Annotated in this window: 12 protein-coding genes and 1 pseudogene; 8 read left to right on the top strand and 5 right to left on the bottom strand. The window is 43.4% G+C overall.

Features of this window, described 5'->3' with window-relative positions; translation table 11 throughout:
• Both LSG37_RS20445 and LSG37_RS20440 read left to right on the top strand, forming a co-directional pair.
• Window positions 1-641 (top strand): hypothetical protein (locus tag LSG37_RS20445; protein WP_233081853.1); only part of this gene is annotated, 641 nt, incomplete at its 5' end.
• Between the two features lie 216 nt (window positions 642-857).
• Window positions 858-2,243: a Fic family protein gene (locus tag LSG37_RS20440; protein ID WP_233081851.1), complete on the top strand. Its 1,386-nt coding sequence runs from the start codon at window positions 858-860 to the stop codon at window positions 2,241-2,243.
• A 79-nt stretch (window positions 2,244-2,322) separates the two neighbouring features.
• Here the strand turns inward: LSG37_RS20440 and LSG37_RS20435 are convergent, their stop codons facing one another.
• Window positions 2,323-3,723, bottom strand: coding sequence for a putative bifunctional diguanylate cyclase/phosphodiesterase (locus LSG37_RS20435; RefSeq protein WP_233081849.1), 1,401 nt, complete (start codon window positions 3,721-3,723; stop codon window positions 2,323-2,325).
• A gap of 788 nt (window positions 3,724-4,511) precedes the next feature.
• Between LSG37_RS20435 and LSG37_RS20430 the strand changes: the two genes are divergently transcribed.
• The 3 genes from LSG37_RS20430 to hemH all read left to right on the top strand — a co-directional run bounded on the left by LSG37_RS20430 (window position 4,512) and on the right by hemH (window position 9,724).
• Complete coding sequence (locus tag LSG37_RS20430; RefSeq protein WP_233081847.1) at window positions 4,512-5,606, top strand: alpha/beta hydrolase; 1,095 nt, start codon at window positions 4,512-4,514, stop codon at window positions 5,604-5,606.
• Window positions 5,607-6,686: 1,080 nt separating this feature from the next.
• A complete protein-coding gene (locus tag LSG37_RS20425) occupies window positions 6,687-8,498 on the top strand; it encodes a sensor domain-containing diguanylate cyclase (RefSeq protein WP_233081846.1) in 1,812 nt (603 codons plus the stop codon).
• Window positions 8,499-8,638: 140 nt separating this feature from the next.
• A complete protein-coding gene (gene hemH / locus LSG37_RS20420) occupies window positions 8,639-9,724 on the top strand; it encodes a ferrochelatase (RefSeq protein ID WP_233081844.1) in 1,086 nt (361 codons plus the stop codon).
• Window positions 9,725-10,046: 322 nt separating this feature from the next.
• Here hemH and LSG37_RS20415 read toward each other — a convergent pair whose 3' ends face one another.
• Window positions 10,047-10,757, bottom strand: coding sequence for a hypothetical protein (locus LSG37_RS20415; RefSeq protein WP_233081842.1), 711 nt, complete (start codon window positions 10,755-10,757; stop codon window positions 10,047-10,049).
• Between the two features lie 132 nt (window positions 10,758-10,889).
• On the opposite strand from LSG37_RS20415, the gene LSG37_RS20410 reads away from it, so the two are divergent.
• The 3 genes from LSG37_RS20410 (at window position 10,890) to LSG37_RS20400 (ending at window position 12,671) form a co-directional block, all read left to right on the top strand.
• On the top strand, window positions 10,890-11,435 hold the full coding sequence (locus LSG37_RS20410) for a recombinase family protein (RefSeq protein WP_233081839.1): 546 nt from the start codon (window positions 10,890-10,892) through the stop codon (window positions 11,433-11,435).
• A gap of 231 nt (window positions 11,436-11,666) precedes the next feature.
• A complete protein-coding gene (locus LSG37_RS20405; protein WP_233081837.1) occupies window positions 11,667-12,497 on the top strand; it encodes an ADP-ribosyltransferase in 831 nt (276 codons plus the stop codon).
• Between the two features lie 12 nt (window positions 12,498-12,509).
• Window positions 12,510-12,671 (top strand): hypothetical protein, encoded by a 162-nt coding sequence (locus LSG37_RS20400; protein WP_233081835.1) that lies wholly within the window; start codon window positions 12,510-12,512, stop codon window positions 12,669-12,671.
• 205 nt (window positions 12,672-12,876) lie between these two features.
• Here the strand turns inward: LSG37_RS20400 and LSG37_RS20395 are convergent, their stop codons facing one another.
• From LSG37_RS20395 to LSG37_RS20385, 3 genes and pseudogenes are all read right to left on the bottom strand, one after another.
• Complete coding sequence (locus LSG37_RS20395; protein ID WP_233081834.1) at window positions 12,877-13,398, bottom strand: hypothetical protein; 522 nt, start codon at window positions 13,396-13,398, stop codon at window positions 12,877-12,879.
• Between the two features lie 542 nt (window positions 13,399-13,940).
• Window positions 13,941-14,585, bottom strand: coding sequence for a gamma-mobile-trio protein GmtX (gmtX, locus tag LSG37_RS20390; RefSeq protein WP_233081832.1), 645 nt, complete (start codon window positions 14,583-14,585; stop codon window positions 13,941-13,943).
• A pseudogene (locus LSG37_RS20385) lies at window positions 14,578-15,755 on the bottom strand (gamma-mobile-trio integrase GmtZ); the annotation flags it as partial. The pseudogene LSG37_RS20385 and the gene gmtX, both read right to left, overlap by 8 nt.

The following is a 15,755-nucleotide window of genomic DNA, read 5'->3' as shown; positions in this document are numbered from 1 at the left end:
GTCGCAAGGATGACATGACACTTGGGTTGGTAAGGAAATTAGAAAATTTCATAGGTAATATTTCCAAACGAGTTGAACGAGGAGAAGAATATGAAACTTATAAGCCAATTATCGAAATGATCTGTCGTGCGTATAATCCTGGCTGGTTAATCGTTGCAAGATGGCATATGGAACAGCGAACGAAATCTGGTTATGATTTAGCGAAAGAAGAGCTGCGCCGCTTTTTAGAGAATGAAACCGATGCATTGCTCGCGTCTGAGGCTTGGAGGCTGCTAGGCCATTCTTGTTATCAAACTCATGATACGCTCGGAGAGGTTCACGCTTTTACTGAGCGAGCACAGCTAGCAAATATCCCATTTTACGATCTATCTAATACAGCAAATAAATTTAATAATTTTCTGAGTGAAGGTGGGCTAGAGATTGATAGAGAGCAAAAACGAGATCTTGCCACCAGAATTTTACAAATAATGGATCAAAGAATAGAAGAAGCTGGCGGCGATGATTTGTCAAGGATGGCATGGCTAGCTATCCGGGCTGAAAGAGATATAGATGCAAGACGATATGTGGAGGAGGGCAGGAATAAGTATCCTGAAAATTATCATTTGGTTCGGCTAGCTCAGCGTCTAGGAATTAGCTCCTGAAATGGTAGTCAACCTTTAGAGTCGGTCTTGCAAGAACTTTTGGTGTCGGGTCTTGTCCTTTGCTCTTTAAGTTATTTGTGATTTTCTAGTTCTTCTGAAGAACACCAAATGGCGCAGTTCACACAAACTGCGCCATATTCAGTAACAAAAACTGGCGCAGTTCTATAAACTGCGCCACAATTGTGCCATTCAGCCTTAAACTGTGCCAGATTATTTATGTCAGCCACTACTCAAGAGTTGTTTCACATCATTAGTCAGGCCGCTCAAGGGCTTAGTTTGGCTGAACTGCAGAGCAGTTATCCGGCTATTGCCCGCCGTACTTTGCAGCGCCATATTGCCAAGCTGATTGATGCCGGACAAATCAAAGCTGTAGGTGAGGGGCGGGCCAGACGTTATTTTGTTGGCACACTAACTTCGATTGCTGTATCAAACCCGTCGAACCAACAGAGCCAGCCTGACGGCTTTCCGGCCTTTATTCCGTTATCTGCAGACAGCGTAGATATTCTTGGGTACATCGACCAGCCTGAGGAAGCACGTAAACCTGTAGGCTATCAGCGCGATTTTCTTGAGGCTTATCAGCCGAATCAGAGCTGGTATTTGTCGGAGTCGCTGCGCAGGCAGTTGCATAAAATGGGCAAAACTACGGAGCTGGCTCAACCGGCAGGAACCTACAGCCGTGCCATTCTGAAGCGATTGTTGATTGACTTGTCCTGGGCGTCCAGTCAGTTAGAGGGGAATACCTATTCCAGACTCGACACACTGGAACTGATTGAACATGGTAAAGCTGCAGAAGGCAAAGCAGTGCTGGAAACCCAGATGATCCTGAATCACAAAGCCGCCATTGAACTGCTGGTGGAGAATAGTGAGACAGCGCAGTTAAACCGCTACACCCTGATGAATTTACATAGTGCTTTGGCGGAAAACTTATTGCCGAATCCTGCTGATGAAGGCCGTATCCGCCAGCATGCTGTGGATATAGGCAAAAGCGTGTATCGGCCTTTATCTGTGCCACAACAGCTTGACGCTATGCTGGATTTGCTGCTTGAGAAGGTGAATCAAATTCGGGATCCTTTTGAGCAGTCGTTTTTTATGCTGGTGCATCTGCCTTATTTGCAGCCTTTTGCGGATATCAATAAACGCACCTCGCGCCTTGCTGCCAACCTGCCGTTGTTTCATGCTAACTTGTGCCCACTTACCTTTTTGGATGTTCCGGAACAAGCCTACAGCAGGGCCACTTTAGGCCTGTACGAGCTGACCAGAGTGGAATTGTTGCGTGACCTTTATGTTTGGGCTTATGAGCGCTCTACGCAGGAATACATCGCCATCAGGCAAGATCTGGCCGAACCCGACCCGTTACGTCTGGTATGGCGTGAGTTACTGAAGCAAAGTATTCATCAGGTGGTGTGTGAGCCATCAGTTGACCCTTTGGTTATTATTCAGCAGCAGGTGGCTTTACAAGTGCCACAGCCACAGCAAGCCGCAGTGCAAGCTTTGATTATTGAAGAGCTTCGCCGTTTACATGAAGGCGTATTAGCCCGTTATGGCTTAAGGCCTTCAGACTTGGCTAAATGGCAGGCTGCGCAGGGGGACGGATCGCATTAAATTGAAAAGCTGTTCTTATGTGTAGGCTTGGTATATTTCTAATCTCCGAGCAGCATCAATAAGTACAGCTCACTCCAACTTAACCCACACTTTTTTCCTGCAACTGGGCATACAACGCATCAAGGCTAACAGGCCTGGATAACAGGTAACCTTGCACTGAATCACAATCCATAGTGCTTAGAATATGCAGGGTGTTTTGGTCTTCCACGCCTTCTGCCACTGTTGTCAGCCCCAGGGTTTTCGCCAAAACCACTATGCCTTCAACCAGATTGTAGTGTTGGGACGATTTACTCAGGTTTTTGATAAAAGACTGGTCAATTTTAAGGGTCGCAGCTTTAAATCTGCTCAAGTAGTGCAGGTTGGAATAGCCAGTGCCAAAGTCGTCTATTGCGAAACTTATGCCCTGATCACTCAATGTGGAAATTTGCGAGTCTATGGCATTTTGGTCCTGCATCAGCATAGATTCAGTGATCTCTAACTCCAGATAATGAGCGGCCAGTCCGGTTTCGGTCAAAATAGTCAGAACGTTGTCTGGCAGCATGCCGCTGCTGAGTTGGGCGGCGGATAAGTTTACAGACACTGGCATCTCATAGCCTTGTGCTATCCAGTCTTTACAATCTGCACAGGCTTGTTTAAGTACAAACAAACCAATGTCGTCAATTAAGCCTGTCTCCTCAGCCAAGGGGATAAAAGTGGCCGGGCTTATCAGGCCAAAGTCTTTGGATTGCCAGCGCACCAATGCTTCAACCCCATTGATCTTTAAGGATGCTAAGTTGTATTTCGGCTGGTAGTGTAGAAACAGCTCATTGTTCTCTACCGCGAAACGCAGTGCCTGGATCATTTCTAACTTCTTGCGGTGTTCGTCTTGCCATTCAGGGCAATAGAGTACTGCGGTATTGCGGCCTGAGGCTTTTGAATGGTACATGGCTAAATCTGCCAGCCGGCAAAGTTCGTTAAAATCGGCTGCGTGCGCAGGGTAGTGAGCAACACCAATAGAGGCTGAGATTTTAAAAGTTCTCAGTTCAATCTGCATTTCTTCGGCTATTTGATCTAAAAAGACCTGATAACGTGTTTTGCATTTCTCAGGTTCAGCATACTTGAGGATCAGCACAAATTCGTCGCCCCCAAAACGGCAGCATAATTCGCCGTCTTCTAACAAGGCGGTTAAACGTTCAGCCAGAATTTTCAGTGCTATATCACCATAGGCATGGCCGTAGGCGTCATTGATAGGTTTGAAATTGTCGAGGTCAATAAAAGCGACAGCGAGCTTATTTTCTGACGCAGCTAGTTTATGAAACTCCAGCTCTGTATGTTTCCGGTTGTAGAGGCCGGTTAAGGGATCGAGGGCAGCTATTCGCTTAATTTCTTGCTGTGAGCGTTTTGATTGGTTGTTTTCGTTCCATAGTTCGCGTAGCAACGAGTGGAAATCTCTCGCTATATACCAGGCTGTAAAACCGGTAATAGCAATAAAAATATTCATTGCAACCACAGAAACAAACCGAACTTGTGGGGTTGGTTCAGGCCAAAAGCCCCAAAGAATAAGCAATAAGAGCCCAGTGCAATACAGGCTGATAAATACTAATAAACCAATAAAGATAAGTCTGGATGAAAACAGGGCCGCATACATCAGGACCAGCGCGTAACAAATAACCAGTGGGTCGTACACAGTGTTATTGATGGTGATCAAGGCACTGATCAGAAAGGTGGTTAGCCAGAGAAAGCAGTTAACAGCTAGATTGATTTTCTGTTTTGAGAATACCAGCCAGAATATTCCACACATAGCTAAGGCTGCAATGAGCAGAATTAACTGAGACTTGGGGCCAGAGAGCACAGCTCCCAGCACGCAACTAAAAAAGTAAACACAGAGCACCTGAACAAAGCGGCGCCGTTGCTGGTGACTGGACTTCTCTGGCTCATACCGCATTGTTCGTCCTTGCACCTAAAGTGATAAAACTAAACTGAAGTAGCAGACTAGCAAAATTATCTGCCCAGCTCTACCTTAGCAGCGCAATCTGTATGACTCAGAAGCGCAGCACTGGAGCCAACCGCTTTGTGGTATAGCTGCAACATTTTTAGCTAGGGAGCTGAATTGTTTTTTATTCTGGTCTGATTTTGTGGGCTTTTTATCTCTATTTTAACGATCTTAATCGATTTACCTCTATGGTAATTATATGCCAGTTGTTGATCGGCAGAGGCACAAGTTGCGCAAATTGACCCAGCTTGGGTTGCGGTATTTTATTTTGGGAAAAGGAAAGGAAAGGAATGGTTATGGATCAAAACTATCTTGGTAGTTGTTACAAAAAGCTGGCTACGCTGGCTTTGTTAAGCCTCTGCGTACTTGCTGCTGTGGATGCTCAGGCAGGATCGGGCGCTGAGTATGTGTCATCTAAGACAGTAAAACCTGCGGCACTTCAGTTGTTGCATACCGACTACAGGACAGAGCTAACAGAAGTTTCCCAGTTAATTACCAAGATTGGTTTTGAGCATATTACTGCCGACAATTATAAAAAAGTGCGGATGGATGAGGCCGCCAAAGTGCAGCCACCATTAGCTTCGCCTGCGGTTTATAAGAAAACTATCTCGGGCTCTGCAGGCCAGCCAGATGTTGGGATCTATGTGGTTAATGCCAAAGCTGCTGACACTAAACCTGCGATACTTTATATGCATGGTGGTGGTTTTGTTTTAGGAAGCCCGGCACTTTATTTGCCTAGTATTCAGCAGTTAGCACAGCGACATAATTGCACCATAGTGATGGTGGAATACCGTCTGGCTCCGGAAACCCAATTTCCGGGAGCGCTTGAAGACAATTATGCCGCCTTAAAGTATATCTATCAGAATGCCTCTGAGCTTGGTATCGATAAAACCAAGATCGTTATTATGGGGCACAGTGCCGGCGGTGGGCATGCGGCTATGTTAGCTATCGCTGCACGTGACAGGGCAGAAGTACCTATTAAACATCAGGTTCTTATTTTCCCCATGCTGGATGACCGTACCGGCAGCAGTCGCAAGGTACCTGAACAGATAGGAAAGCTGTTGTGGACTGCTGTTTCAAATGAATTCGGCTGGTCGGCTTTATTAGGCCAAAAGGCCGGAATACCGCAAGTACCTTATGGTTCAGTACCTGCCAGAGTTGAGGATTTATCCAACCTACCACCCACAGATATCATAGTTGGCGCAATCGACCTTTTTGTGGAGGAAGATATCGAGTATGCAAAAAGACTAATACAGCATGGTGTGCCCACTGAGTTGCATGTGTTACCTGGTATGTTTCATGCTTCTGAAGCCATTTATCCTGACGCTGATATCTCAAAACGTTTTAGTGCATTAGAAAACAGTGCTGTAGAACGAGCGCTGCGTAACTGATCACAGCTCAGTGGTTAGCCCTGGATGCTTTTCTGCTTACAACTGAAGAGCATCCTCCTGATTTGCATCCAAGCTTAGCCGTATTCTGCTGCAAAGATTGTTTAAAGCCTTGGGTCAGGTGGCTTGTTTAGATCAAATTAGCTTAAGCTACCTTCACTTAGCCAGAAGAGTCATGGATCTGCGACGCGTTATATCAACATCACCAACCTGGTGCTGCAATTGATTGGTTTCAAATGATGAAGTTGATTTGATCGTCACAACTGGGTTCCATAGGATTGTTCAAAATAACTGCGTTCGTGGTTATTCAGCTATGTTTTACAACTGATAGCAAACTTAGATGAACCTGGAAATTATACTTGTCCCGTACAGTGGTTTTTTGACAATTTTTCATCATTTGCGGCTAACTTGTTGTATTCCTGCTCAGCATGCATTAGTAACAAAGAGCACTACAAGCTAATAAAAAACAGCAAGCAGAAAAAATTTCGTCTTGAAGAGAACAGCGCTGCATACATGAGAATGAGGCCGTAGCAAATTATAAGCGGGTCGTAAATCGCATTATTGATGGTGATTAATGCGCTAATTGAGAAGGCACCAAACCAGAGAAAACAGCTAATAGCTAAAGCTTTTTTCTGTTTGGAGAACATAAGCCAGAATATTCCAAATATCCCCAGAGCAAAGATGAGTAGTATCAATCTAGCCTTAGGGCCAGAAATAGCTGCTCCACATAGGCTGCCAAAAAAGCACTTGAATAAAGCGACGCTGTTGCTGACTTTCTTGCTGTTTTGCTTCGTAGGGTATTGTTTGTCCTTGCTAATCTTGTAGCAAAACTATGTTGCAAAAGGAGATTAACAAAATTAACAGACTGACTCTAGTTCAGTCAGATAATTAGCTAGGTTCTTACTCTAACCTCAGATTGAAGAGCCTGATTATGTTTGCTGTAGTTCTGGCGTTAGGCAGAGCTACAAAATAAATTCCAAAGTTCAGCATCCAGAATTCATAACGAGCCGTAGTTTACATTACGGTACTGTGCTGTAACGTTTTCATACCAACGTATAACCAGGTATGTAATGCAGGCTGACTATGCAGTGGTTTAAATCCAGACTGATATTTCGGGTGTTTTTTACTACTTTTTTTCCAACACTTTTGCTGGTTCTGGCATTTTTTCCTGTTTATCAGAGCAGCAAGCTTGCTTCTGCGGCAAATCAGCAAGTGGCTGAATCTTATGCCATTATTGCGGATTCTAACCAACTGGTGCAGTTAGTTGTTGATGCTCAAACTGGTGTGCGTGGTTATTTGTTGACCGGCGACGAGGAGTTTTTAGAGTCGTACTATCAGAGCGTGCCAGCATTGCGGGCTTTGTTGCAACGAATGGCTGGAGAGCGTCAGCTAACAGAACAGCAAAAAGAGCTGTTACAACAGGTCGATAGTGGCTTTACCGACTGGAAACGCAGTGTGGGACAGGTTCAGATTGAGTTGCGCCGTGTTAGCAAACAGGAATCTGATACGGCCTCAACGTCTGAAGGGAAAAAGCGTGTTGATGCTTTAAAGCAATTGGCGATGCAAGTGGTGGCACTGGAATATGTCAGGTTAAAGCAAAGAGAAAATCAAAGCGAGGCCGCCACAGAAAAAACACGCTCCTTTTTACTTATTAGCGCTTGTTTCTGTTTAGCTCTGGCTTTTGTACTAGCGAGTTTTACCGCCTTTTACACTTCAAGCTCTTTGACCCAGATCACCAGAGTGGCCAGGGCTTTTGCTGCTGGCGATTTAAGGCAGCGTGCAGGCACAGATGGTAAAGACGAATTTAATATCCTTGGTGCAGTGTTTAATCAACTGGCTGAACAACTGCAGCAAATGGTGCAATTGGAACAACAACAAACCCAACAATTACATTTGCAGGTAGAGAAATTAGTAAAAGCACGGATTGAAGATGCCCGGCAGTTAAAACAAGTAGGTGAGTTATTACAAAGTTGCCAGAATCAATCTGAAGCTGCAGATGTAGTGCGTATCAGCTGTCAGAAAATATTTGAGGGCAGCAGCGGTGCGCTTTTTCTGTTTGGCTCACAGGGTTTTGAACTGGCGTCCAGTTGGGGGGGCAGTGTTTTCCAGCCGCATTTTGAACAAGATTGTTGTTGGGCGGTGCGACGTGGCAAATTACACTTTTTCGACTCCAACGACACAGCACTGAAATGTTCACATTTAACTGACCATCTGCGACCTGCTTTGTGTATTCCTCTGTTGGCTCGTGGTGATTTAGTCGGTGTTTTAACTATAGAACCTGCGGCAGAAAATGCAGATGAAGAGCGTTGGCTGGAAGAAAACCAGGAAGCTGCGGCCAGTCTGGCTGAGCAACTCGCATTAGCCTTAATGAACATTAAACTACGTGACTCTTTGCAGGAGCAAAGCTTGCGTGATGTTTTGACCGGGCTTTATAACAGAAGGCAAATGGATGTGAGTGTGGCTGATATTTTTGCCAACGCAATCAGGCAGACGTCACCCATGTCAGTGCTGTTGATCGATATTGATCATTTTAAGAAACTTAATGATATTTATGGCCATGCGGTTGGTGATGATGCATTAAAACTCTTAGCAAGCTTGCTGCAGGACATGTTCCGCGGTTCTGATCTGGCATGCCGTTACGGTGGTGAAGAGTTTGTGGTGTTATTGCCTGGTGCAGAGCTGCAGGTTGCGGTGAACCGCGCCGAAGAGTTGCGAAACCGTTGTCAGGATATGAGTTTTTTGGTGAATGGCCAGCCTTTAAGTTTCACGCTGTCTATTGGCGTTGCTGCGTTAAAGGATGGCATTGGCCAACCTGATGAGTTGTTAAAACGTGCTGACGAAGCTCTTTATACCGCTAAAAATCAGGGGCGTAACAGGGTGGAAGCCGCAGTCTGATGCCGCTTTGTTTTGAACAGCCCAATTTGCTGAATTGTTATTCTGCGAAAAATGCTTATCCGGCTGATTTTTCAGGTAAACCTTTTACATCGAATTGACGTAAACTACCTCCACTTAGTCAGAAGAGTAATGAATCTGCGATGCGTTATATCAACACACCCAATTATGATCACAAGCAAAACGACAAAATTGGTATTTTACTGACCAATTTAGGCACACCTGATGAGCCAACCCCTAAGGCGCTGAAGCGTTATTTGAAGCAGTTTTTATCAGACCCAAGAGTGGTGGAAGTGCCACGTTTATTATGGTGGCTGATTTTAAATTGCGTGATATTGCAAATTCGCCCGCGACGCTCGGCCAAAGCTTATGCCACTGTTTTCACCGATCAGGGCTCGCCGCTGTTATTTAACACTCAGGCACAGAGCGATGCTATTGCCGCTCAATTGCAGCAGCAAGGCATGCAGAATGTGGTGGTTGATTTTGCTATGCGTTATGGCAACCCAAGTTTTGAGACTGTGCTGGATAAAATGTTCGCTCAGGGCGTGCGTAAGTTATTAGTCTTGCCTTTGTATCCACAATATTCAGGCTCGACTTCTGCTTCTACCTTCGATGAACTGGCTGCTAATTTTATGCGTCGGCGCTGGTTGCCTGATTTACGTTTTATCTCGCATTATCCAGACTATGCTCCTTTTATTCGCGCCGCAGCTGAGAAAATTCGCCAGCACTGGCAACAACATGGTCAGGCCGACAAACTGATTTTGTCTTATCACGGTATTCCAAAACGTTATTTACTCAATGGTGACCCTTATCACTGTGAATGCTATAAAACTTCGCGCTTAATTGCAGAGGAGTTGGGGCTAACTAAAGATCAGTACCTCACCACTTTCCAGTCGCGTTTTGGCCGCGAAGAATGGTTAAAACCTTACACAGATGAAACCTTAAAGGCGTTGCCAGCTCAAGGCGTAAAAAGCGTTCAGGTGTTTTGCCCAGGTTTTGCTGCGGACTGCCTTGAAACTATTGAAGAAATTGGCGAAGAAAATAAAGAGTATTTCATACATGCTGGTGGTGAGCGCTACGAGTACATCACAGCACTGAATGCAGAACCTGCGCATATCGACGCTTTGTGTCAGCTGATTCAGGAGAATCTGCAAGGCTGGCAAGTGGAGGCGGATAGTGAACGTGTCGTTAGGGCTGAGGCTTTGCGAGTGGAGAAGTATCCGGGGTAGCTTAAGCAGATTTTTAACACTGCAGAATACATCGAGTGCCAAAAACACAAAAACCACCTAAAAAGGTGGTTTTAATGTTTTGTGGTGACGCAGCCGGAGTGCTCACCCCATCCCTGGGGTTCGCCTGCTTCGCAGGCCAGCTAAAGCTGTCCCAAAATGCTCCCGGCATTTTGGTCGAACGGGCGCGTTCAAATCGGACAGGGTGCCAAAATGTCGTTTTAAGCAATTTATAAATTTATATCTCAAAGCATACCAAATTATGTGTCTTCATTTTAAATCAGTAATTTATGTTTTATTTTAATTGGTATATCTAATATTAGGTCTACTGCTTTTTACAGCGTTTGACCAGAGTCTGATAGCTACAGGCTTCTAATAAGTCTTCACCGTTTTTCGCACGGTCTTCATTCATGCGGCTTATTTCTTTCTGAAAATCGATATAAATATCAGCGTACCTTATGGGGTGAGATTTTTGTTTGTGTTTAAGGATCGTTTGATCAAGGACTTTACTGAGTTCCAAATCTATCTTGGTTTTTCGATTTCCCATTTTATTTTTAGCAGGCGCTAAAGATGACTTTTCACAACCAGAACTCATGTACGCCTTTATCCAGCGTACCAATGTACTGTTGCTTGGAGGGCTGCTATCAATAAGTTTTCGTGCCACATCTTTTACCAGCGGTCTCAACCATTTTTCTGTGTATCCGTTACATTTTGATTGTAAAACCCGTTCCACGTATGAAAACCTTCGAGCTATCTCTTTTTCTATTGACTGGTCCGTTATAATCGATTTCGTCTTAGCATGACCGAAGCCAAAAATTGAGTTTTTTGGTATGTCAGCGATGTTCGCCACTCTCAACTTATCTGCATCTAACAATTTTTGTAGTTGTTCAGAACCAATTTCAAAGGTTGCTCCACTGCCAAGGTCAGTTAAGGTAACTCTGTTGTTGTCCCTTTGTTCGACCAGGTAATAGGTTTTTGATTTTCCACTCAGCTCCTTTACGAGAACTAGATCTGAATTATCTACATTCATACGCAAGCCATTTCCATTTATTTAGGGTACACCCTAAAGTAGCAGTTTAATTCCATCATCTACATGTTCATTTAGGCTGGAAAAAGTCATTAATGCACACTATGTTCATATAGTTTAGAGACTAAATGAGCAATTTCTATGAGTAAAGTTGGTTATGCGCGAGTTTCTACAGCAGAGCAATCTTTGGATATCCAAATTCAGAAGTTAAAAGATGCTGGTTGTATAAAAACCTTCGCCGATACTTCGACTGGCTCACATACCAATCGTAAAGGGTTAAAAGAGCTGATGGAGTATTTACGCGCCGGTGATACCTTAGTCATTACAAGGATCGATCGCATCGCGAGATCAGTATTAGATTTACAACAATTAGTACATCACCTGAAGGAGCAACGTATTCATCTCACAGCTCTTGAACAGCCAATATCAACGGATTCAGCTTCCGGAAAAGCTTTTCTAGATATGCTGGCGGTTTTCTCAGAGTTCGAACTTAATATTCGGCGTGAACGTCAACTTGAAGGAATTGCTGCAGCCAAAGCTGCTGGTAAATACAAAGGGAGAAAACCGCTGTCACATGAGATTAAGCAACGGGTTGAAGCTCTAAGCTCTGAGAATTTCAACATTAGCTCTATTGCCCGTACGTTAAACATATCTCGCAACAGCGTTTATAAAATTTTGAAAATATGACAGGTCAAACTGATCAGTAACAAACAGCCAGCTTTGAGAGAATAGTAGAATTTAACGCCATGTTAAGAGGTTAATGCCGCCTAAGCCAACTTTCCGCAGACCACTTTCAACATAAACTCACCGCATAACAAAAATACCACGCGGCATGAAACCCTTTTGAACGGTTTGCTATGTATATAGCGCGTTCAGTTTTTGATACGATAAATACTCGTTCTTAGAGGCTATGAAGCAATGATTATTGACTATAAACCAGAATTAATTCATGAATATACAGCTATCGAGTGTGTTTCAGAGTTCTTATCTGATGCCTGTACAGCATTAATCCGTACTACTGAAGATATAAATGATTTTGATTTACCAATCGGCTCAATTCTTTCATGCTTGTCTAACTCACATAAGCTGGACTATATCCGTTTGGTGAAGAATGCGCATTCGAAACAAAAGCAGATCATCCAAGCTTACCGAGGTACATTCCACAATAAGCATAAAACAGCAATTGCTATGTACCAAAGTGCCTCTGAAAAGAACATGATTGATGGTCTAAAGCCTCACCAGTTTATTAATAGGTATTTAAGCAACCCCGGCACCCTCACAAGTCATCAGGCCGCTAAATCAAAAATACTAGTCAGTAATATTGACGACTCTTTTTCTCTCGCAAGTTCCAAGCTCAACTTGCAAGTCGGCCAACGCCTTTACCGTGGTGTAAGCATGAACGAAGCAGGGCTAAATGAGTACATTGACGCATATGAAAATCAAAGAACTTTGAAGATTGATGGCTATATGTCTACTTCATTGAGTGAAAGCATAGCGAAGTCATTTGCTGCACTTTCCTACTTAGGAAAGTTACGAGCTGACATAAGCTCAGCCGATGACCTTACAGATTTTGTAATAGTATTGACTAATCGACGCGAAGGCTTACCTTTTATCGTACCTGATGCTTTACGAAAACCGGCTTATAACCAAGGTCAAATGGAAGTTCTACTATCCAGAGGCCTAGAGCTCAAACCCACACACTTTGAGTTAACTGAATTCAATGCTAAAATCTATGCAGATATAGTGTAAGTGAGAAAGTCTATGAAAAAAGAAACAGAAAAGAGCTCAAACAACAGTTCCGTGAGCCTGCAAGCGAAAGCTCTGTTCGCTAAGAAAAAAGCTTTCGCCAGTAAATTAAATACGAATAGCAATGCGCTAAAGCAGTTGCAGTCGGATAAGTCCCCAGTAGCTGATTGGCTATAATTTATCTATAGATTCTTGTACCCAGAGGGTATAGATATACATCACTCCGCCAGCACGCTATGTAGTGAAGGCAAAGCCGCAACGAAAAAGACTTCTCCATGGCTGATCTTGTCACATAAGCTCTCTTCAATCTTGCGCTCAATGTATTGTCATACCCAAATTAAGGGGACTCACTGGAGCCCCTTAATTTGCTTGTTAGCGGCCTCTATTGACGAAATTCCTTTTGTCCAAGTGACCACAGGTTGTTTATATTGTTTAAGTAAACAGAGACTTTTTCACTGGTATCGTTTATGAGCGTCTCTGGATTAGCTTCCTTTGTAACTAAATCTAAAGAACCGACTTCTGAACACCATGGGTCATCCAGTCCTTGGGAGATTTCATTTAACTGTTGAGAGAAGCTACGTAATAAACTTTTATTATTGTAAAACTCTTTATCGAGAATTACTGTTACACCGCCTTTGCGCTCTCCAATAAAAAGTACAGGTGCAAGCAAGTTCTTGAGATATAGTTGCTCGATGACCTCAATTACACGGATATCATGATCCTCGTCCCAAACAATACAAAAATCTTGTATTTTTAAAGGTGTCTGAGGCTGATACAGATTGTTCAGGAACTGAGCTGTTCTTAATATCGAGTAGTGCGTACCGCGACCAATAAGCCCTACAGGGGCTTGTTCATCGTAAACAGTTGAGAAGAGTGTTGAGTAAACTTGCTTTTGATCTTTCATGATAAATTTCCAATTTCAATGGATTAGCAGTATCACCTGCGGATGCTCAACCTTTCGGGCTGAACTGTTCGATTTTCAAAATAACGCTTTCAATGGATTTATGCAAAATTTAATTTTTCCTGCAAACCGTTGTTTATGTAGGCGCCTAGTGGAAAAATTTTTCTTTAAACACTTGTATTCAAGATTTGAAAACCTATATCTCTGATGAGGTTAAGCAACCGCTTAGTTTTACTCTTGACCGAAACCGATACAACATAAGGATTTATTGAGCATGAGTATAAAACCCGGACCAAAACCGAAAAAAAATGACGGCACACCAGATGAAAGAAGGCGCGTAACACCAGAGAACCAGCCGAAACATCCAGATTTGAAGCCTCACAAACATAAACCATAACGCTACTTAAAGACTCTGTGGCCAGGGTCTTCTTTTCCATCTATTAATGAGTTATTTGTGCCGCGTGTCTTACCATTTGCAGATCTGTAAGTAGCTCCCTGTTAGAAAACCTTGCCTTATTGAATCCTGAGCAATTCCCCTCTGTAAATCAAACGCTTACCATCTTCCTAATCGCATTAACATAACCTCGCTTATACACTTCAACACCATTATGAGTTTTAACCTGACCAGTTGGCATGATCACCCAATTGTTTTCCTCCATAAACTCACTAGATACAGCGGCTCTTAGTGCTTCAATTTCCATTGGGGTAAGCTGTTCTGTTTTTGCTGATCTATCAGGAGAATTATTCGTTCTCCTATCAATAACGATATCAACATTCGCTTTGAGTATATTCAGTTGATCCCGATACTTGTTTCGTTCAGCAATCAGAGTGCCAACGACAGCTCGAATTACAGGGTCATCAATTGACTCCTGTATATGCTTGTCATTATTGTTCAGTAGCTGCTTCTGGCGCACAGATAAAGGCTTTTTTCTTGTTGTACCTGAGTATGCCGCCCAGGCTTCAATTAATTGCTGAAAGTGTTTTCCTGTGCGGTTTCGGATGGTCTGTGTTGACGGGCCACCTTGTTCACCAGACAAACGTCCAACAGTCGCAATAGAAAAATCCTGTGTTTCTGACTGGCTTTGTTGCTCCAATACCTCGTGTAAAATATTCAAAGCCAAGCTGGTTCTGGTTGTTGCCCTGGAGCACAGTTCTTCTAACACAATATGTGGATTGACAGGGTTAGTCATCTTTCTTCATCCTCAGTGTACTTTGCGATTTCATGTCAGCGAGTCGTAAGATATTGAGCCCTGTTTTCTCTTCTATAGCTTTTACACCAACTTCAAGTAGGCCCATGTCTTCAAGATAAGATTCTGTATCCAAATAGGTTGCAAGTTGTGTCATGGCTCTACCTTTATCGTTCTCTCCTGTAGCCCGAAGCATTGCCTTGATCATTGCGTTGCCTGCAATTAACTGAGTTTCGTCATCAAGCTGCATCAGAAATGGGATGTAGCCTGATTTCATCAGCATTGTATTTAGCTTATTGGAACGATGACCTATCGCTGGTGTTTTTTTAAGATCATCCCTTAAGTCTGCATATATCTCCGCATCGTCACATAGTTGAATTAACTGTCTTAGTTCTGATTCAGTGTCAAGAAAACTAAAAAAAGGAGATATTTCAGAATGAGAGCCGATAGCGACGATTTTTTCTTTTGTATCATCAGGTAAGCGTTCTTTTTCAATCTTCAATAGATAGCGAATAACCTGAAAACACGCAGCAAGATCTTTACAGTATTCATCGGCTTGTGTTTGCTGCTTTTCTATACGTCGATCCAAGTGATGTAGCTGTTGATGCTTCTGAAATGGTTCACCGTTGACCTCGCAGAAATATTCTTCATCTAATAAATCGGCTTGTTCTGCTTCAAGTTCTGCTGCAAGTTTGGCCGCTTCAGTTGCGTGATAACTCAAGTTATTAAAATGGGCCGTGAGAGAATGAATGTACTTAATGTCTGTAATGAACCAGCGGCAACGAATACAATTTTCTATACCATGAGGAACCGGAGCATATAAATCAGCCTGATTTCGGTTCGCTTTCTTGAGCTTTTCCCCCCCGTTCCAGCAACCAGCTACAGCAGCATTTTCAACCAGAGGGGTGGTATTGCCACCTGCCAGACACATACCAATTGATTTTTCCTGCCACCCCGCGGGATTGCGTACACGTAATACTGTTTTTAGTGACTCGGCATCCTTGAATGCAGTCTGCAATCCAATCTCCTCCATTGATTTATTGGCTAAGAATGTTGCAAGGCTTTCTTCGTCTTGACCGGTGATCTTGCTCTCAGCCATTTGCATCTTCTTAGCCATCATCACTGGTGTTACTTTCGTATAGTGCATTGTCATAATCAGTCGGCTATGACCAA

The organism is Rheinheimera soli (assembly GCF_021290985.1).
Taxonomy (GTDB): Bacteria; Pseudomonadota; Gammaproteobacteria; order Enterobacterales; family Alteromonadaceae; genus Pararheinheimera; species Pararheinheimera soli.
This window is presented reverse-complemented; position numbering and strand designations above follow the sequence as displayed.

Bases quoted from the DNA above. Each gene is read 5' to 3' on its own strand.
- LSG37_RS20440 (WP_233081851.1), top strand. From the start codon at position 858: ATGTCAGCCACTACTCAAGAGTTGTTTCACATCATTAGTCAGGCCGCT.
- LSG37_RS20435 (WP_233081849.1), bottom strand. From the start codon at position 3,723: ATGAATATTTTTATTGCTATTACCGGTTTTACAGCCTGGTATATAGCG.
- LSG37_RS20430 (WP_233081847.1), top strand. From the start codon at position 4,512: ATGGATCAAAACTATCTTGGTAGTTGTTACAAAAAGCTGGCTACGCTG.
- LSG37_RS20425 (WP_233081846.1), top strand. From the start codon at position 6,687: ATGCAGTGGTTTAAATCCAGACTGATATTTCGGGTGTTTTTTACTACT.
- hemH (WP_233081844.1), top strand. From the start codon at position 8,639: ATGCGTTATATCAACACACCCAATTATGATCACAAGCAAAACGACAAA.
- LSG37_RS20410 (WP_233081839.1), top strand. From the start codon at position 10,890: ATGAGTAAAGTTGGTTATGCGCGAGTTTCTACAGCAGAGCAATCTTTG.
- LSG37_RS20405 (WP_233081837.1), top strand. From the start codon at position 11,667: ATGATTATTGACTATAAACCAGAATTAATTCATGAATATACAGCTATC.
- LSG37_RS20400 (WP_233081835.1), top strand. From the start codon at position 12,510: ATGAAAAAAGAAACAGAAAAGAGCTCAAACAACAGTTCCGTGAGCCTG.
- LSG37_RS20395 (WP_233081834.1), bottom strand. From the start codon at position 13,398: ATGAAAGATCAAAAGCAAGTTTACTCAACACTCTTCTCAACTGTTTAC.
- gmtX (WP_233081832.1), bottom strand. From the start codon at position 14,585: ATGACTAACCCTGTCAATCCACATATTGTGTTAGAAGAACTGTGCTCC.